Annotated in this window: 14 protein-coding genes; 7 read left to right on the forward strand and 7 right to left on the reverse strand. The window is 67.1% G+C overall.

The window, feature by feature from the left end:
* Nucleotides 1–7: 7 nt before the first annotated feature.
* The 4 genes from BAU07_RS24390 to BAU07_RS24405 form a co-directional block, all read right to left on the reverse strand.
* Nucleotides 8–1,936 carry a branched-chain amino acid ABC transporter ATP-binding protein/permease gene (locus BAU07_RS24390; RefSeq protein WP_066663623.1) on the reverse strand — a complete coding sequence of 643 codons (1,929 nt, stop codon included), beginning with the start codon at nt 1,934–1,936 and terminating at the stop codon, nt 8–10.
* A gap of 2 nt (nt 1,937–1,938) precedes the next feature.
* On the reverse strand, nt 1,939–2,811 hold the full coding sequence (locus BAU07_RS24395; RefSeq protein ID WP_066663626.1) for a branched-chain amino acid ABC transporter permease: 873 nt from the start codon (nt 2,809–2,811) through the stop codon (nt 1,939–1,941).
* A gap of 139 nt (nt 2,812–2,950) precedes the next feature.
* Complete coding sequence (locus BAU07_RS24400; protein ID WP_066663628.1) at nt 2,951–4,192, reverse strand: ABC transporter substrate-binding protein; 1,242 nt, start codon at nt 4,190–4,192, stop codon at nt 2,951–2,953.
* Between the two features lie 728 nt (nt 4,193–4,920).
* Nucleotides 4,921–6,417 (reverse strand): M81 family metallopeptidase, encoded by a 1,497-nt coding sequence (locus BAU07_RS24405; RefSeq protein ID WP_066665699.1) that lies wholly within the window; start codon nt 6,415–6,417, stop codon nt 4,921–4,923.
* Between the two features lie 83 nt (nt 6,418–6,500).
* Between BAU07_RS24405 and BAU07_RS24410 the strand changes: the two genes are divergently transcribed.
* Complete coding sequence (locus BAU07_RS24410) at nt 6,501–7,520, forward strand: LysR family transcriptional regulator (protein WP_232338197.1); 1,020 nt, start codon at nt 6,501–6,503, stop codon at nt 7,518–7,520.
* Nucleotides 7,521–7,640: 120 nt separating this feature from the next.
* Nucleotides 7,641–8,609 (forward strand): tripartite tricarboxylate transporter substrate-binding protein, encoded by a 969-nt coding sequence (locus BAU07_RS24415; protein ID WP_084025966.1) that lies wholly within the window; start codon nt 7,641–7,643, stop codon nt 8,607–8,609.
* 38 nt (nt 8,610–8,647) lie between these two features.
* Here BAU07_RS24415 and BAU07_RS24420 read toward each other — a convergent pair whose 3' ends face one another.
* Together BAU07_RS24420 and BAU07_RS24425 are read right to left on the reverse strand one after the other, a co-directional pair.
* Nucleotides 8,648–9,616: a glycosyltransferase gene (locus BAU07_RS24420; protein ID WP_066663633.1), complete on the reverse strand. Its 969-nt coding sequence runs from the start codon at nt 9,614–9,616 to the stop codon at nt 8,648–8,650.
* A 318-nt stretch (nt 9,617–9,934) separates the two neighbouring features.
* Nucleotides 9,935–10,558: a LysE/ArgO family amino acid transporter gene (locus tag BAU07_RS24425; RefSeq protein ID WP_066663635.1), complete on the reverse strand. Its 624-nt coding sequence runs from the start codon at nt 10,556–10,558 to the stop codon at nt 9,935–9,937.
* Nucleotides 10,559–10,638: 80 nt separating this feature from the next.
* On the opposite strand from BAU07_RS24425, the gene BAU07_RS24430 reads away from it, so the two are divergent.
* Nucleotides 10,639–11,577, forward strand: coding sequence for a LysR family transcriptional regulator ArgP (locus BAU07_RS24430; protein WP_066663637.1), 939 nt, complete (start codon nt 10,639–10,641; stop codon nt 11,575–11,577).
* A 139-nt stretch (nt 11,578–11,716) separates the two neighbouring features.
* Here the strand turns inward: BAU07_RS24430 and BAU07_RS24435 are convergent, their stop codons facing one another.
* On the reverse strand, nt 11,717–12,856 hold the full coding sequence (locus BAU07_RS24435; protein WP_084025968.1) for a LacI family DNA-binding transcriptional regulator: 1,140 nt from the start codon (nt 12,854–12,856) through the stop codon (nt 11,717–11,719).
* A 171-nt stretch (nt 12,857–13,027) separates the two neighbouring features.
* Between BAU07_RS24435 and BAU07_RS24440 the strand changes: the two genes are divergently transcribed.
* The 4 genes from BAU07_RS24440 (at nt 13,028) to BAU07_RS24455 (ending at nt 17,960) form a co-directional block, all read left to right on the forward strand.
* Nucleotides 13,028–14,011: a Bug family tripartite tricarboxylate transporter substrate binding protein gene (locus BAU07_RS24440; RefSeq protein WP_066663639.1), complete on the forward strand. Its 984-nt coding sequence runs from the start codon at nt 13,028–13,030 to the stop codon at nt 14,009–14,011.
* A gap of 48 nt (nt 14,012–14,059) precedes the next feature.
* Entirely contained in the window at nt 14,060–15,772 is a 1,713-nt protein-coding gene (locus BAU07_RS24445; RefSeq protein WP_066663640.1) for a dihydroxy-acid dehydratase, read from the forward strand.
* Between the two features lie 122 nt (nt 15,773–15,894).
* On the forward strand, nt 15,895–16,599 hold the full coding sequence (locus BAU07_RS24450; protein WP_066665701.1) for a ribonuclease activity regulator RraA: 705 nt from the start codon (nt 15,895–15,897) through the stop codon (nt 16,597–16,599).
* 50 nt (nt 16,600–16,649) lie between these two features.
* Complete coding sequence (locus tag BAU07_RS24455) at nt 16,650–17,960, forward strand: MFS transporter (protein ID WP_066663641.1); 1,311 nt, start codon at nt 16,650–16,652, stop codon at nt 17,958–17,960.
* Nucleotides 17,961–17,966 lie beyond the last annotated feature (6 nt).

Genomic DNA, 17,966 nt, shown 5'->3' on the forward strand with positions numbered 1-17,966 from the left:
TCTCCCCTTACGCTGCGACCGTGCCGCCGAGATACGCCTCGACCACGCGCACATCGGCCTGGACCTCGGCGGGCTGCCCTTCCGAGATTTTCTGCCCGAAGTCCAGCACCGACACGGTGTCGCACACGCCCATCACCACGTCCATGTGGTGCTCGATCAGGATCAGCGTGATGCCATGGTCCCGCACCTTGCGAATGATCTCGAGCAGTTCCGCGATATCCGGCGCCGTCAGGCCGGCGGCGGGTTCGTCGAGCAGCAGCAGCTGCGGGTCCAACGCCAGCGCGCGGGCGATCTCCAGCAGGCGCTGCTTGCCGTAGGGCAGATTGCGTGCCTCTTCATCGGCCAGCGCGGCCAGTCCCACGAAATCCAGCAGCGCCAGCGCGCGCGCCCGGGCGCCGGTTTCCTCGCGACGCCAGTGCGCCGTGCGCAGCGCGATATTGGCCAGGCCGGTGCGGAAACTGTGATGCAGGCCCACCAGCACGTTCTCCAGCGCCGTCATCTCGCCGAACAGCGCCACGTTCTGGAAGGTACGGGCGATACCGGCGGCAGCGATCTCCGACGGCGTCAGGCCGGCCAGGGACTTGCCCGCGAACTCGACCGAGCCAGCGGTCGGCACATAAATGCCGGTGAGCACGTTCATCATGGTGCTCTTGCCCGATCCATTGGGCCCGATCAGGCCGTGGATGGTACCGCGGCGCACGCGCAGCTCGACCTGGTTCAGCGCCTTCAGGCCGCCGAACTGCATCACCACATCGCGCGCGTGCAGCAGCACCTCGGAATCGGCGCCGGGCGCCGCTTGCGGCACGGCTTCGATGCGATGAGCCAGATCCTCACTGACGGCCAGCGCCGCGCGGCGCGTCGAAAAGAACAGGCCGCGCACGAAGCCCACGATGCCATCGGGCAGGTAGTACACCACGAACAGGATCATCACGCCGAAGATGGTCAGGCGCCAGTCCGTCAAGGCATCCAGCCAGAAGGCGAAGGCCGCGAGCAGCACCGTGCCAGCCACGGGTATCGCCACGCGGCCCGCCGTGGTGCGCCCGCGCGCAATGGCCACCGCCGCGCCCACGATCATCAGCACCGCAAGCACCAGGGCGATGCCGCGGAACGTGCCGATGTCATCGAGCATCTTGGGCAACAGCACAACGATGGCCGCGCCCAGCAACGCACCGACGCGGGTCTTGCGCCCGCCCATGATGATGGCCAGGAGGAAAAGTATGGTCAGTTCGAAGTTGTAGGTGTTCGGCGAGATGTACTGCTCGGAATAGGAATACAGCGCGCCCGCCAGGCCGGCGAAGCCGGCGCTGATGACGAACGCCACCACCTTGTAGCGATACACCGACACCCCCATGCAATCCGCGGCGATAGGGCTGTCGCGCAGGGCTTCGAAGGTGCGGCCGATATGGGACTTGACGATGCGGTGCGCCACGATCAGGGACAACACCAGCAGCGCGCCGACCAGCCAGAAATACTCCTGCTTGCTCAGTACATGGCCGTTGAAGGACGGTTTGGGTATGCGGATGCCGAGCGGCCCTTCGGTCAGGAAAGTCATCTCGTTGATCAGGATCTGGATGATGGTGCCGAAGGCCAGCGTCACCATGGCGAGGTAGGGCCCGGTCACGCGCAAGGCGGGTAGCGCCAGCACCGCGCCGAAGCCGGCGGCGATGAGGATGGCGGCGGGCAACACCACGACGATGGGCATGTGCAGGTGGAAGTACAGCACTCCGGCGACATAGGAGCCGATACCGAACAGTCCGGCATGGCCCAGGGAGACCTGGCCGGTGTAGCCGACCACGATGTCCAGCCCGAACAGCAGGATGGCGTAGATCATGATGGTCTCGACCAGGTGCAGGTAATACGGGTTCGTCACCGCCAGGGGCAGTCCGACCAGGACGACAATGCCCAGCAAAGAGGCGGTCAGGGTCATGGGTTTCATCGTCAGACCTTCTTGATCGCGCTTTTGCCGAACAGGCCGGCGGGTTTGATGGCAAGAACCAGCAACAGCAACACCAGGCCCGGCACGTCCTTGTAGCCGGTGGACAGGTAGAAGCCGGTCGTGGTCTCGGCGATGCCCAGGATCAGGCCGCCGACGATAACGCCCGTGCCGCTGGACAGGCCGCCGATGATGGCGACGGCAAATGCCTTCAGGCCCAGGACCGCGCCCATGGTCGCGCCGGTCAGCGTCAGTGGGGCGATCAGTACGCCGGCGAAAGCGGCCGTCAGCGAGGACAGTGCGTACGAAAACGTAATGACGAGATTGGTATTGATGCCCATGAGTCCCGCCGCATCGCGATCGTTCGACGTGGCGACAAAGGCCTTGCCGTAGATGGACCGGCGGTTGAACAGTTCGACCAGCATCATCATCGCCAGCGCACCGAACACCACCAGCAGCTCCATGGGCAGCACGTTGGCGCCGGCGATATGCAGTGGCGAGACAGGCAGCGGCGACGGAAAAGGCAGATCGTCCCGACCCCAGACGTTTTCAGCAACATTGCGGAAGATGATGCCGAGCGCGATCGTCGCCATGATCCAGCCGAACTCGGATCGCGTCTTGATCGCCGGCCGTACACCGACGCGCTCGACGACCGCGCCCTGCAGGAAACCGAAGGCGCACACGATGGGCAGCATGACCCAGTAGTTGACGCCCAGCCCCACAAGGGTCAGGCCAACCAGCGCGCCCAGCATCAAGGCCTCGCCCTGGCCGAAATTCAGCGTACCCGACGTGGCGAAGGTAAGTTGGTAGCCGAACGCGATCACGGCATAGATCATGCCCAGCGCGATGCCGCTATAGACCAGCTGTAGAAGAATCATGGGACTTCCGCGTGTAGAGGCACCCTCCCGGTTCGACGGGAGGGATGGATCCGACGATGACAACGATGGCGCGCAGGCCGGCGATGCGCGCCTCGGCCGCCGTGGCAGCCTTGGCCTCGCCTCGGCCCGCGCCTGTTTGCTACTTGGTCGCGGGCGCGGCGGCCACCTGTGCCGCGGCCGCCTTCTTGCGCGGTTGCGCGGTGGCCTTGGCGTCGTCCGGGTACGCGTACACCACGCGACCGTCCTTCACTTCCCCGATTACCACGAGATTGGGCGTGATGGCATCGTGGTCGTCGTGGGTGAACGGATGGTCGTAGGTCATGACCACGCCCTCCACCGGCGCCTGCAGGTTCTCCAGCGCGGCCCGCACCTTGGGACCGTCGGTGGAGTTGGCCTGCTTCATCGCGGCGGCGAGCAGGTAGATGGAGTCATAGCCCTGGGCAGCGGACACCGGCGAATCGATGCGGTTGTTCTTGGGCTTGAACTTGGCCAGGTAGGCATCGATGAAGGCCTTGCGCTTGGGCGTATTCGGCTCCTGGATAAAGGTCTGCGGCATGCGGGCGCCGCTACCGTTGGGGCCGGCGTTGTCAATGTAGTTGGCCATCGATAGCGTCCAGCTGCCGATGATGGGCTTCTTCCATCCCAGCTTGGCCATGCCGTTGGCGATCTGCGCCAGCTCAGGTCCGATACCGTAGGTAAGTATCGCCTCCGCGCCCGCCTCCTTGGACTTCAGCAGTTGCGCCGTCATGTCCACGTCCTTGATGTTGAACTTCTCCACCGCGACCGCCTTGATGCCCTTGGCGGCCAGCGCCTTTTCGAGATCCTCGCGGCCCAGCTGGCCATAGTTGGTGGAGTCGGCCAGGATCGCCACCTTCTTGTAGCCGTCGCGCACCACGGCTTCCTCGACGATCATGGGCGCCTGGATGTTGTCCTTCGCGGAGTTGCGAAAGACATAGTTGTCGGGATACTCCGGAGCCTTGAACTGCTCCGTGATCACGCTGCCCGTGGCGACATTGTTGAAGACCGGGATCTTGGCGTCCTGGTAGAAACGCTGCGAGGCGAGCGCCACGCCGGTGTTGATGAATCCCACCGTGGCGGCCACCTGCTCCTTGTTGATCATCTCCTGCGCGATCTGCACACCGCGTTCGTTCTTGGCTTCGTCGTCGCGTTCGATCAGCACCAATTGGCGGCCCAGCACGCCGCCGTTCTTGTTGATCTCTTCGGCCGCCAGTCGCACGCCGTCGCGCATGCTGACGCCCATGGACGAGGATCCTCCGGTAAAGGGACCCGACACGCCGATCTTGATGGGATCGGCGGCATGGGCGGCGCCGGCGAGGGCGAATGCGAGGGCTCCTGCCAGCAGCTTTGAACGATATTGCATCGTTGTCTCCGTTGTATGTTCACTGCGTTGGAAAAACCGGTGCGGCGGGCGATCAGGGCACGGCACAGCGTCCTGGTCGGCGCGAGGCGGCCGCCGCGCAAGCACGCGGCGACGGGTGTAGGGGCGGGGCGAGGATGGGGATGGCGTAGATCGCGACACCGGTTCGTCCTGCGTATACGGCAGCCGCGGCGCACGAGGCGTCTTGCGGGATGTCGTATTCCGCTTCAGCGGAACCCATGGTGTCTCCTTGATCTTCTTGTATGTGGCAAGGCGCTGTAGGGCCACGCCACCGGAGTTCGCATGCGGGTATCGAGGACCCGCACTGCTCCGGCGATCAATCATAGTGAGAGTGCGCGACAGGCTCAATGCCGCGCGCATTAGGGATTGCCCGCGCGCTGCAAGCTTGCTGTAAGTTCAATGCATCGACGCAGGATCAAACATCGCATTGCCATTGCGGCCGCCACGATGAAGATTGCCTGTCGGGCTTGTCGACAATCGATGTTCCGCATCGACGTCACCGCGATGGGAGTGCGCGCGAGCCGATTGAATACTGAATCGACGCGAGCTGAATGCACGCTGAATGAATACTGAATCGATGCTGAATGAAATGCTCGCGGAACGATATGCCGGCCCCACGCAGCTCTCTGAAAAGTCCTTCGACACGCGAGGTGCTGGTGCAACGTGCCTGTCGACATCGCGCACCGCCCGGGCCGTGGCCATACTATTGGTCACGGACGCAGCCGGGTATGGGGAGAAAGCTTCTTCCACGGAAGCTCGGCCGGATCGACCAGCAACAGGCCGGGGGCCAGCGCGAACAGGATATCGGTCTCCGGCTTCTCCACCACCGCGTCGAAATCGGCGCGGAAATGGTGCGAGCTTTTCACGACGATGACCTTCATCGCTTCGGGTTCGACGCCGACCATGCGGAACAGCTCGCGGTCCTGCGCGCCTATCCTGCCGCTGGACACCACGATACGCACCCCATCGATTTCCAGGCAGGCGCTGGGACCGAGCTGGGTGCGAAAGCCTGTCATCTTGGGGCCTTTGAATGTCGCAACGCCGTCCGACAGCGCAAGGACGCGGTACGTCCCGCAGACCGGAGGTTCACTCGGGCCGGCGGGGGTCTGCACGGATTCGCCAAGGGCGCACTCGATCTCGCTCCCGATGCCAGCCGTGTGGGCCAGCGTTGCTGCGCGCGGATCATAGAGAACGCCCAACGCGACGCGACCCGGAAACGCAAGGCCGGCGCCGGCATCCATCAAGGCGCGCAGCACGCCGGTGGTCGAACTGGTTCCGCCAATGCCGGGATTGTCCTGCGTATCGGCGATCACCACCGCGCGCGTGCTGACGGCGGCGCGCGCCATTGCGGCCGCCACGGCCTGGCCAGCGCGCTGGGCGGTCAGGCGCCATTGGGTCGGCTCGGCCACATGGCCATACAGCGTCTCCATGGCCTCTGCGGCGCGTTCGCCATGGGACCACAGCACCGGCCCGCATTCCTTGAAATCGGAAGCCGGGAATCCCATGCAGAAGCTGGATACGGTGCCGAAGCGCGCATCGATGTCTTCCAGCAAGGCGTAGCAGCCTTGCGCCGGCTGGGAACCCGTGCCTTGGGAATTGATGGAAATCAGGAATGGCAGGCGCCGGGCAGTGGAAGCTTCCCTGCCGCCCTTGGCCACGATGCGTTCCAGCAGTTCAGCGGCGCGCTCGCCCGTCTTCACGTAATCGATGTGCGGATAGGTACGGAAGGCGACCATGCCGTCGGCCAGTGCCAGCATGGCTTGCGTCACGTTCGCGTGCAGGTCCAGGCTTGCCACGATGGGCACCGACGAGCCGACCACATGGCGGATGCGTGCCAGCAGTTCGCCTTCCGCGTCGTCGCACGATTCGGTCAGCGCCGCGCCATGCAGTTCCAGGTAGATCGCGTCGTAGTCCAGGCGCCGCACGTCCGCGAGGATGGTCGCGCATATCCGCTCGAATGCATCGTCGGTAATGTACGAGGACGGCACGGCGCCGCACCACAGGCTGGGCACCAGCGTCCAGCCGCGCGCTTGCGCCTGCCGCATGAATCCCGTCGCCGACACGTCCACGCGGGACAACATCTCCAGCATGGCGGCGCCGTGCGTGGGCTTGGGAAACATCTCGCCGCGCTCGAAAGCCGCCCAGTCCGCGCGGTTGAAGGCGAAGGTATTGGTTTCGTGCTTGAATCCTGCTACGAGTACGCGCATTTCGATTCCCCAATCGGCTCCGTTGACGGATTCTTGACTCGCGCAGCCGCGCACACAATCCATTTATAGTTCGGCATTCCTCAATGAAACTAATGAGCCCCGCCAACCCTCCTCCGCTTTCGCCCTCGGAACTGGCATGGCTGCGCTGCTTCGACGCCGCCGCGCGATGCGGCAGCTTCACCAGGGCCGCCCAGGAGCTGCACGTATCCCAGGGCGCGGTCAGCCAGCAGGTGAAGAAGCTGGAGGACAGGCTCGGCCATGTCCTGCTGCTGCGCACGCAATCGGGCCTGACGCTTACGCCGGAAGGCGATCAACTATTCGCGGCCACGCGGGAATCGTTCAGAGGCCTGGAAACCGCCGTTCACCGCCTGCACGCCGCGCGCATGGGCGAGCCGGTCAATGTGAGCTGCTCCCCCTCGTTCGCGATGTTCTGGCTGACGCTGCGCCTGGGCACCTTCTATCGCGCCTATCCCCACCTGGCGCTGCGCATCGTTGGCGAGTCCGATCGCGTCGATCCCGCGCGCATGGCCCACGACAACATTGCCGCAGCCGTGCGCTTCGGTCCCCCGGAGAGCCAGGATCCGCACGCAGTCATCCTGTTCGATGAATGGCTGGTCCCGGTGGCCACGCCCGCCTTCGTCGAAGCGCATCCCGCGCTGCGCGAGCCCGCCGACCTGGCGGGCAGCCATCTGCTGCACGCCGCGGATCCCTGGGAAGGAACCGAGCCGACCGAGGAATGGGCGGACTGGCTTGCCGCGGTGGGCACGGACCTGCCCGCCCCCGCGCTGCGCCAGGGCACCCAGTTCAATCACTCGCTGCTCGCCATGCAGGCCGCCCTGGGCGGACAGGGCATCGCCATGGGACGGCTCGCGCTGGTACTCGGCTATCTGCTGCAAGGACGCCTGGTCGTTCCTTTTCGCCACCGGGTGCGCTTGCGCGGCGCCTACCGCTTCATCGGCAGCCCGAGCCACCCTGCGACGCCCACCATCCTGGAATGGCTGCGCGACGAAGCAGGCCGCTTCATGCAGCAGCGCGATGCGCTATTCGAAAGCGCTGGAATCTCCATTGCGCAGGCGCCGCCGCCTGCCGTCCCGCCCGCCTGACCGTATTAGTCGCATTGCGGTCGTCCGCAATATCAATGCCTTGTCCGGAAAAGCCGGTCCGGCAAACAATTGCCGGACGGAGCCTATGGGCGGCTCCATGACAGGCAAGGGGTAAAAGCAATGCTACTCGCACACGTAAGGCGCTCGATCGCCTTGGGCATGGTCGTCGCGCTTGCCGCCGTGAATGCCCAGGCGGCGGATTCGTCCAGTCCCATCCGGCTCATCGTGCCTACACCACCGGGATCCGCCTCCGACGCCCTGGCGCGCGCCATGGCCCTGCCCTGGGGGAAAGCCAGCGGACGCGCCGTCGTCGTGGAAAACTTCGCGGGCGCGGGCACCACGATAGGCACGCGCCAGATCGCCCGTGCCCCCAAGGATGGCCTGACCCTGGGCGTCATCAGCTCCAATCACACGATCAACCCGTGGCTGTACAAGCATTTGCCGTATGACCCCATCGCGGACTTCACGCCCATCGCCATGATAGGCAGCGTGCCCGCCATGCTGGTCGCCAACAATCGCGTCAGCGCCGATACGCCGGCCGAACTGGCGCAATTGTCGAAGTCGCTGCCCAAGCCCCTGGGCGAGGGGGTCGTGACCGGTACGGCCTACCACATGGCCAGCGAGATCTTCAAGGAACAGGCCGGCATGACCACCAACCCCATTCCCTACAAGGGGTCCTCACAAGTCATCAACGATTTGCTGGGAGGCTCCATAGACATTGCCTTCGTCGCGGCCCAGGCCGTCGCGCCGCTGGTCGCCGCGGGCAAACTGAAAGGCCTGGCGGTCACCACCCCCAAGCGCAGCGACATGGCGCCGCAGGTGCCGACCTTGCACGAAAGCGGGCTGCCCAAATACGACGCGGAAGTATGGCTGGCGATCGCCGGTCCCGGCGGCTTGAGCGCGGCGGACATCGCCGCCCGGCGCGGGGAAATCGAAACCGCGCTGGGCGACCCGGAAATGCAGCGTGCCATGCGGCACCAGGGCATACAGCCTATCCGCATGGCGCAGCCTGATATCCAGCCTTTTGTGGCACAGGAGCTGGCGCGCAACCAGGCCGTGATACAGCGCGTGGGCATCACGGTTGACTGACCCGGTTCGGTGAGCGGCGGCTTGTACTGCCGCGACGGTTATTTCATCGGCCGCTGGCGCCGCATCAAGGCGGTGGCCAGGTAGCAGTGGGCAAGGCGCCGATAGTGCCCCACCCGCCGCGCGCCCCGCGACAAATGCCGCCACAGGCCGGCCTGGTGCAGGCGATGCGCCAGTTCGCGACGCAACCGCGGCTGCGTGATCCGGTCGCGCAGTAGTTTATCGAAGTAGCGAAACTCCACATGCGCATGGCGCAGCAAGGCCCGGTGCAAGGCGGCATTGCCCTTGGTCGCCAGCGCAACGTCGACGAGCGCTTTCATGATGTCAACGTAGCTATGCGCGCGCCGGCCCAGTGCCGCCTGCGATGGCGAATTGACGACGGAAGCCGGATTGGAGCGATAGCCGTACGCGGGATGCCGGTCGAAGCCGACGCGGCGGGCCGCCAAGGCGATCTGCAAGGTCCACAGAATGTCCTCGTGCAGCAGCTTCGGCGCGAAGCGCAGCCCATGCCGCTGGATCAGGGAGCGGCGGATGAATTGCAGCCACACGTAATGCGGCCATTCCTCGTGGTCGGAACAGCGCACGATCCAGTCCGGCCCGGACATGACGGCATCCCAGGGTTGCCGTCGCAGCAAGGGACCCTTGGTGGGCTGACCGGGATGATCCGTGAACCGGTACCCATTGCCGATCAGCACATCGAGCCGATGGGTCGTGGCGCGGCGCAGCCAATTGCGCAAGGTACCGGGCGATATCCAATCGTCCGCATCGGCGAAGGCGATCCATTCGCCCCGCGCCACCCGCAGTCCGGTATTGCGTGCGACCGACGGCCCCTGGTTGGGCTGGTCGATGACGACGAGCCGTGCGTCGTTGCGGGCGAGTTCCTCGAGCATAGACAGGCTGTCGTCGCTGGAACCATCGTTGACGGCAATCACCTCCAGCGCGACGTCGCGTTCGGCGAGCAGCGCGGCCAGCGTATCCGGAAGGAAGGAGGCGGAATTGTGCACGGGCATGATCACGCTGACCTGGACGGCCGGAAGGGGCCAGGGCGAACGCGACGCGACGGAGCCGTTGGTGGCGCCGCGCTGGCAATCATGGGCTGGAGGGTGGGACGAAAGTGGCAAGGACGGCAAGGGTAAACAGCGGCAGAGCATATGGCGTGGCCACATGGCGGACCCATTATTCTAGCCTTGCGGCCGGCACGAAAGCGCCGCTATTCGGACCCCACGCGCATCGACGCCGGCGCGTCATTCCACACCAGAGGTGCAACGCGGCTTCGCGCGCCGGCGGCTCGCATCCCGCGGGGCACGGGCACGTTCCCTGGCCTGCCGTCACAGCGCGCGCAGCAGTAGCCGCCAGGCCAGCAAGGCCATTACCAGCGCAATGCCGCCATCGAGCACACGCCAGGCGCGCGGATCGCGGAACAACGGCCCGAGCAGGCGCGCGCCGCCGCCCAGGGTCAGCAGCCACAGGACGCTGGCCGTCGTGACGCCTGCCGCGTACGCCACTGCGTCGTGGCCGAATGCCTGGGCCAGTGAGCCGATCAGGACGATGTCCAGCCAGAAGTGCGGATTGATGACGGTAAAGCCCAACGCGGCCAGCATGGCGCCGCGCCGCGTGGCGGCCCCGCCGGCGGGCGCCAGTGCGCTGGCCGCCGACCATGCGCGATACGCGGCCCGCACGGCATAGGCGCCCAGGAAAGCGGCACCGCAAGCTGCCAATGCCGGCATCGCCCACGACACCTGGCCGGCCAGTGAACGCCATGCCAGCACGCTGCCGAATATGCAGATCGCATCGATGATGGCGCAGACCACCATGACGCTGCCGATGTGCACGCGCTGCAGGCCCTGGCGCAGGATGAAGGCGCTTTGCGCTCCGACCGCGGCGAACAGGCCCAGGCCCGTCGCCAGGCCGGAGGCCCAGGGCGCGAGGAGGGAGAAGGGAACCGTGTCCATGATGAGGACGATTCTGGCTTGCCGAGGCTATAAAGAACAGCTAATGTTCCTAATCCATATTTAGCGGCGCTAATGAACCAATGAACCTCGACCATGCGCAGTTGCGCGCCCTGGCCGCCGTGGTGCGCGAGGGCAGCTTCGAACGTGCAGCGGCCGTCCTGCATGTCACGCCGTCGGCGGTGTCCCAGCGTATCAAGGCCCTGGAAGACCGCGTTGGACGGCTGCTGGTGCAACGGACCACGCCGGTCGCGGCGACGCGCGACGGCCAGGTCCTGGTGCAGCTGGCCGAACAGGCGGCCCTGCTGGAACACGACGCACTGAACCGGCTCGGCGTGGCCGAGGAGGCCCCGCAGGCGACGCTGCCGGTCGCCGTCAACCACGACAGCCTGGAAACCTGGTTCATGGATGCCGCGCTGCAGTTCGCCGCGCGCACACAGGCCACGCTGGACCTGCGCGCCGAGGACCAGGACCACACGGCGGAACTGCTGCGCAGCGGAGCCGTCCTGGGCGCCGTGACCACGCTGGCCGAGCCCGTACAGGGCTGCCGCATCCATGCCTTGGGCAGCATGCGCTACGCCGCGACATGCAGCCCGGAATTCCATCGCAGGCATTTCAAGGAGGGTGTCAGCGCGCAGGCCCTGGCCCACGCGCCCGTGCTGGTCTACAACCGGAAGGACGCCCTGCAGGGCCGCTTTGCCCGCCGCATCCTGCGCGGTGCGGCGTGGCAGCCGCCGGTCTGGTGGCTGCCTTCGGCGCGCGCCTTCGTACGTGCCTCCCTGGCGGGCCTGGGCTGGACGATGAACCCGCTGGCGCTCGTGCAGGATGACCTGGAGGCCGGCCGCCTGGTCCTGCTGCGTGCGCGGGCCTTCGAGGACACGCCGCTCTTCTGGCAACACTGGCGCGTCAACTCGGACACCATGTCGGCCCTGACCGACGCCGTGCTCGCGGCGGCGCGCGGACTGGTGCGCCGGCGTGCAGTGGCCGAGCCGGCCGGCGCCCGCGATCGTGGCCGTGCCTGACCCTCCCGGCCGTCCGGAGCCGGGCCGCCTCGCCGGCCAGCAGCATCGGCGTACCGTACGACAACAGCGCGGTCGTGAGGGACGCGCGCTTGGTCGGCGCCCGCCACGGGCCACATGGCCGATCCGGCTCCATGCCGGTTCAGCGTGACGACCCCTTCTTTTCCCCCCGCCGGCCGGGTCTGGATGGACTCGCGCCCGCCATGCCGGCTGGTGGCGCGGTGGTGCCGCGCACGATCAGGCTGAACGGCACGGGCGCCTGCCTGGCGGCCGGCTTGCCCTGCGCACTGGCCAGCAGGAAGTCCGCCGCGCGTTCACCGATTTCTTCCACGGACAACCTGACGGTGGTCAGCGGCGGGTGCAGGTGGGAGGCGAAGTCCACGTCGTTGATACCGGTGATGGACAATTGGCGGGGCACCTCGATGCCCAGGCTGCGCGCTTCGACCAGGGCTCCGAAGGCCAGCATATCCGTGCCGCACAGCACGGCGGTGGGCCGCGGCCCTTCGGTCATCAACATGCGCAGTGCGATCTGTCCGTCGATGATCTTGTGCGAGCGCTGGATCAGCTGCTGGCGCGGAGCGGGCAGGCCGCGCGCGGCCAGGGCGTCGCGGATACCGGCCAGGCGTCCCGCCGCACGGTCGCTTTCCGGCGATCGCTGGGCGATCACGCCGAAGACCGTATGGCCCAGGTCGAGCAGGTAATTGGCGATGGTGCGGCCAATTTCCCGGTTGTCGAAGCCCACGCTGGGATGCCGTTCGTCGAGCACCCAGGTGTTCACATAAGGAATGCGCTTGGCATCCAGTATCTGGTACGTCTCGGCGGCGTGCTGTGCGCCCACCAGCATCAGGCCGGCGATTCCGTGCGCGGCCAGCGCGCGCACCTGGCGCAGCTCTTCCTGCTGGTCGTAGTTGGAACTGGCCAGCAGCAGCGTATAGCCAGCTTCGGTCGCCCGGCGCTGCAGGGTCGCGACACCGACCGCGAAGGTCGCGTCCTCGAGCGTCGGCACGATGGCGCCGATGGCCGTGGCACGCTGTGACGCCAGCGCACGGGCCGCGGCGTGGGGTGTGTATCCCAGGCGATCGGCCACGCGGCGGACTTGATCGCGCAGATCCTCAGCCACTTTTTCGTTGCCGTTCAAGACGCGCGACACCGTGGCCACGGAGACGCCGGCCATCCTGGCGACGTCGCGCACCGTCACCGCGTTACCGCTGGGCCGCGGCTGCCTGACCTTGTCCTGGGAAACGCCAAGACGGGGCGCGGAATCTTTCTTTGCGGCATTCATGCGGACGCGCCCGGCGAGTGTTCGGCCATGCGGGTTCCCGGATATGAGGAGCCGGTATTGTAGAAGCGAGCGCGTTTTGTTGACGCCCGAAGCAAGTCTCCTTATAGTGCCGAGAAACCGGTTTCTCAAAATAGAACCAGGGCGCCGGTGCCCACTCCAGGAGACAACATCATGGCCCCCCTACTCGCGCGACGCCTGCTGCGCGCCGTCCTGGCCGCGACCGCGCTGTGCTGCGGCGCGGCCGCCACGGCGCAGGGCTATCCGGATCGCCCCATACGCATGATCGTCGGGTTCCCTCCCGGCGGCGGGGTGGACATCACCGCCCGGCTGCTGGCGGCCGGCATGACCAAGGTGCTGGGCCAGTCCATCGTGGTGGAAAACCGCTCGGGCGCGGCAGGCAATATCGCCACGGAATTCGTCGCCAAGGCCGCTCCGGATGGCTACACCATCCTGATGGGAAACACCGGGTCCCTGGCCATCAATCCTTCGTTGTATCCCAACGCCGCCTACGACACGCTGCGCGACTTCGCGCCGGTGGCATTGGTATCCACCGCCCCGCTGGCGCTGGTCGTACATCCCAGCGTGCCCGCGCGGACGCTGAAGGAGTTCATCGACATGGCGCGGCGCGATCCTGGAAAGCTGAGCTTCGGCACCGGCGGTTCCGGCAGCATCGCCCACCTGACCATGGAACTGCTGATGATGCAGACGGGGGTCAGCATGCTGCACGTGCCCTACCGCGGCGGCACGCCGGCCATCAGCGACCTGGTCGCCGGGCAACTGCAGATGGTGGTGGAAGGCGTCCCGCTCGTATCGCCGCTGGTGCTGGCCGGCAAGCTGCGCGCGCTGGCGGTGACTTCGGCGCACCGGTCTCCCGTGCTGCCCGACGTGCCGACCGCCGTGGAAGCCGGCTATCCGGACTTCGTGGTCACGGCGTGGTACGGCATCGTGGCGCCCAAGGGAACGCCGGACACCGTCGTGCAGAAGCTGAACGCCGCCGCCAACCAGGCGCTGGCCGACCCCGACCTGCGCGCCAAACTGGCCCAGCAGGGCTCGGACCCGGCCGGCGGCACGCCAGGCGCCTTCGCCGACCACCTCGCCCGCGAACTGGCGCGCTGGGGCCAGGCGGTGAAGACTTCCGGCGCCAAGGTGCAATAGGTCCGGCGGCCGCCCGACACCGGCCTTCCTCGTCACCAGGAGATTGTTTTGTCGAACACGCCCAAGCACGGCCTGGCCAAGGGCCTGACCAACTACGGCGACACCGATTTCTCGCTGTACCTGCGCCGCACGTTTACGGCCGCCATGGGATATTCGAACGAGATGATGGCCAGGCCGGTCGTCGGCATCGCACAGTCCGCCAGCGGTTTCAATCCCTGCCATCGCACCTTTCCGGAACTGGTGGAGGCGGTCAAGCGCGGGGTGCTGGCGGCGGGCGGCCTGCCGCTGGACTTTCCCACCATTTCGCTGGGCGAGGCGTTCGTCAGCCCCACCAGCATGAAGTTCCGCAATCTGATGTCCATGGACGTGGAGGAGATGATCCGCGCGCAACCCATGGACGCGGTCGTGCTGCTGGGCGGTTGCGACAAGACCGTGCCGGCACAGCTGATGGGCGCGGCGTCCGCCGACCTTCCTGCCGTGCAATTGGTACCGGGGCCCATGCTGCCCATGCCGTTCCAGGGCGAACGCCTGGGCGCCTGCACGGATTGCCGGCGCTTCTGGGGCAAATACCGCGCCAACGAAATCAGCACGGACCAGATCGAGGAAATACAGACCAAGCTGGCCACGACCGCCGGCACCTGTGGCGTGATGGGCACCGCGAGCACCATGGCCGCCATCACTGAAACCCTGGGCATGTCGCTGCCCGGCACCGCGGCGATACCCGCCGTGCATGCGGACCGGCTCAGGGCAGCCGAAGCCACCGGCCGGCAGGCCGTGGCGCTGGCGCGCCAGCCCATCCGGCCCAGCCAGGTCATCACCGCCGCATCGGTGGAGAACGCGCTGCGCGTGCTGCTGGCGCTGGGCGGGTCGACCAATGCGCTGATCCATCTGACCGCCATCGCCGGCCGCGTGGGTGTCCCGGTGTCGCTGGAGCGCCTGAACACGCTGTCCGATACGACACCGGTACTGGTGGACCTGAAGCCCACCGGCCAGCACTACATGTCGGATCTGTATGCCGCGGGCGGCGTGGGCGCGGTACTGCGCGAGCTCAAGCCCTTGCTGCACCTGGACTGCATGACGGTCACCGGCCAGACGCTCGGAGAGCGGCTTGCCGCCAATGCCCCCTGGGTCGACCGCGCCGTGATCCGCAGCCGTGAGCAGCCCTACCAGCCACAAGGCGGCCTGGCCGCCCTGTTCGGCTCGCTGGCGCCCAAGGGCGCCATCATCAAGCGGTCGGCGGCCGATCCGCGCCTGTTCGAGCGCGAAGGGCGGGCGGTGGTGTTCCGCTCGCTCGACGACCTGGCGGCCCGCATCGACGATCCCGCGCTGGACGTCACGGCGGACGACTTCCTGGTGCTGCAGAACGCCGGACCGACCAGCCAGTCCGGCATGCCCGAAGCCGGCTACCTGCCCGTGCCGGCCAAGCTGGCGCGCGCAGGCGTCAAGGACATGGTCCGCATCTCGGATGCGCGCATGAGCGGCACGGCCTTCGGCACGGTGGTGCTGCACGTTTCGCCCGAGGCCGCGATAGGCGGTCCGCTGGGGCAGGTGCGCGACGGCGACCGCATACGGCTGTCGGTACGTGACCGGCGCCTCGACCTGCTGGTGGACGAAAGCGAACTGGCCGCCCGGCGCGCGGCCCTACCGGCGCGCACGGCCCTGCCGACCCGCGGCTACGACAGGCTGTACGCGCAAGCCACCTTGCAGGCGGAGGCGGGCTGCGACTTCGATTTCCTGCGGCAGCAGGGGCCGGACACCTGAACTGCCGGCCGCGAGAGACGATGGCGCGGCCCCGCGCCGCGCACGTTGACCCGCGGTTTCGACCGCGGCACCTGGTTCACCCCGCGGCTTCGGCCGCGCCTTCATGCCGGATGGCCACGCCCATGACAGACGACGCCCGCATTATCGACATCCTTGCGGCCGTATCCACGGCCACCATCACGACAATCCTGCTCAAGAAGGGATTGCGCAACGTGTGGCTGCGCGGAACGCGCCCGCTGGACGCGAACCAGCCGCGCCAGGTGGGACGCGCCTTCACCCTGCGCTTCGTGCCGGCGCGCGAGGACCTTGCCACCCCGGCCTCGTGGTCGTCGCCGCGCTCGACACGCGCGGCCGTGGAGGCCATGACGCCGGGCAGCATCGTGGTCGTGGACGCGATGGGAACGACGGACGCCGGCATCTTCGGCGATATCCTTTGCGCCCGCATGGCGCGCCGCGGCATCAAGGCGCTGGTCACCGACGGCGCCGTGCGCGACATCGCGGGCGTGCGCGCCAGCGGCCTGTCGGTGTGGGCGCAAGGCACCGCCGCGCCACCCGCGGTGGCCAGCCTGACCTTCGTGAATTGGCAGGAACCCATCGGCTGCGGCGGCGTGGCGGTCTTCCCGGGCGACATGATCGTCGCCGACGATGACGGCGCGGTGCTGATTCCCGACGCCTGCCTCGAAGACGTCATCAGCGCCGCGCCGGCGCAGGAACGCCTGGAGAACTGGATCATGCGCGAAGTCGAGCAAGGCGCCGCGCTACCCGGCCTGTATCCGCCGAATGCGGAGAACCAGGCGCGTTACGACAGCTGGAAGCCGAAGCCATAACAGCGCGCAAAGCGCGACCATCGGGCGCATGCGCCCAAGGAGACAAGACGATGAATACGGAAACCCTGGCGCCGGCGATGCCGGTGCCCGCGGCCGATCTGCCGCGCCGCGACATGACCAAGGCGGTGGTCAGCGGTGCCATCGGCAATATCCTGGAGTGGTACGACTTCACGGTATATGCCTACCTGGCCGCCATCCTGGGCGCGAAGTTTTTCCAGACGGGCAACGAGACCACCGCGCTGCTCTCGACCTTCGCCGTGTTCGGCGTAGGCTTTTTCGCCCGCCCCTTCGGCGGCATCCTGATCGGCATGTTCGGCGACCGCTACGGCCGCAAGCCGGCGTTGATGCTGACCTTCGGCATGATCGCCGCCTCCACCGGCCTGATCGGCGTCCTGCCCACCTACGAGACCATCGGCCTGGCCGCACCCATCCTGCTGGTGGTCGCGCGGCTGCTGCAAGGCATTTCGGCGGGCGGCGAATGGGGCGGCGCCGCGTCCTTCCTGGTGGAGTGGGCCCCGGCCAACCGGCGTGGACTGTACGGCAGCCTGCATCCCTGCGCGGTGTGCGTGGGCCTGCTGCTGGGCGCCGGGGTGACCGGCGGGTTGACGACCGCGCTGGGCAACGACGTCATGCACGACTGGGGTTGGCGTATTCCGTTCCTGATCGGCGCGGTGGTGGGGCCGATAGGCTGGTATGTGCGGCGCCAGGTCCACGAAACGCCGGTCTTCACCCGCGCCAAAGCGGCGGCGGCGAGCGCCGGCCACCGGCCACGCGCGCCGATAGGCCGGGCCATCGTCACGGCCTTTGCGTTTCCCGCTGTGCAGAGCGTGATCGTGTACCTGATCCTCGGCTATTTCCCCACGTTCGCGCAGAAGTACCTGGGCATGTCCAGCAGCGCTTCGCTATGGTCCACGGCGTTCGCCACGCTGATGATGGGCACCTTCTGCGTGCTGGCCGGACGGTTGTCCGACACCATCGGCCGCAAGCGCTGCATGATGGCGACCAGCGTGCTGTTCGCCCTGCTGTCCTATCCGGCGATAGGGCTGCTGCTGTCGGGCCCGGCCATGCCGGTGATCGTGGCGACGCAGGCCGCGCTGGCGGCGCTCTGCGGGGTCTTCCTGGGCGGCATGGCGGCGGCACTGGTGGAAATGTTCCCCACGGCGCGCCGGCTGACCGGATTGACCATCGCCTATAACCTGCAGTCGGTCATCTTCGGCGGTTTCGCGCCTTTCATCGCTTCGTGGCTGATCGCCGCGACGGGGCAGCCGATATCGATTTCGTACTTCATGATCCTGGCGGCCGTCATCTCCGTCATAGGCGTGAGCCGGCTGCGGGAAACGGCGCACGAGCCCTTGCAATAGCGTGGG

Source organism: Bordetella flabilis, assembly GCF_001676725.1.
Taxonomy (GTDB): domain Bacteria; phylum Pseudomonadota; class Gammaproteobacteria; order Burkholderiales; family Burkholderiaceae_B; genus Bordetella_C; species Bordetella_C flabilis.

Bases quoted from the DNA above. Each gene is read 5' to 3' on its own strand.
- BAU07_RS24430 (WP_066663637.1), top strand. From the start codon at position 10,639: ATGAACCTCGACCATGCGCAGTTGCGCGCCCTGGCCGCCGTGGTGCGC.
- BAU07_RS24420 (WP_066663633.1), bottom strand. From the start codon at position 9,616: ATGCCCGTGCACAATTCCGCCTCCTTCCTTCCGGATACGCTGGCCGCG.
- BAU07_RS24440 (WP_066663639.1), top strand. From the start codon at position 13,028: ATGGCCCCCCTACTCGCGCGACGCCTGCTGCGCGCCGTCCTGGCCGCG.
- BAU07_RS24435 (WP_084025968.1), bottom strand. From the start codon at position 12,856: ATGAATGCCGCAAAGAAAGATTCCGCGCCCCGTCTTGGCGTTTCCCAG.
- BAU07_RS24425 (WP_066663635.1), bottom strand. From the start codon at position 10,558: ATGGACACGGTTCCCTTCTCCCTCCTCGCGCCCTGGGCCTCCGGCCTG.
- BAU07_RS24415 (WP_084025966.1), top strand. From the start codon at position 7,641: ATGCTACTCGCACACGTAAGGCGCTCGATCGCCTTGGGCATGGTCGTC.
- BAU07_RS24455 (WP_066663641.1), top strand. From the start codon at position 16,650: ATGAATACGGAAACCCTGGCGCCGGCGATGCCGGTGCCCGCGGCCGAT.
- BAU07_RS24405 (WP_066665699.1), bottom strand. From the start codon at position 6,417: ATGCGCGTACTCGTAGCAGGATTCAAGCACGAAACCAATACCTTCGCC.
- BAU07_RS24410 (WP_232338197.1), top strand. From the start codon at position 6,501: ATGAAACTAATGAGCCCCGCCAACCCTCCTCCGCTTTCGCCCTCGGAA.
- BAU07_RS24450 (WP_066665701.1), top strand. From the start codon at position 15,895: ATGACAGACGACGCCCGCATTATCGACATCCTTGCGGCCGTATCCACG.
- BAU07_RS24395 (WP_066663626.1), bottom strand. From the start codon at position 2,811: ATGATTCTTCTACAGCTGGTCTATAGCGGCATCGCGCTGGGCATGATC.
- BAU07_RS24390 (WP_066663623.1), bottom strand. From the start codon at position 1,936: ATGAAACCCATGACCCTGACCGCCTCTTTGCTGGGCATTGTCGTCCTG.
- BAU07_RS24400 (WP_066663628.1), bottom strand. From the start codon at position 4,192: ATGCAATATCGTTCAAAGCTGCTGGCAGGAGCCCTCGCATTCGCCCTC.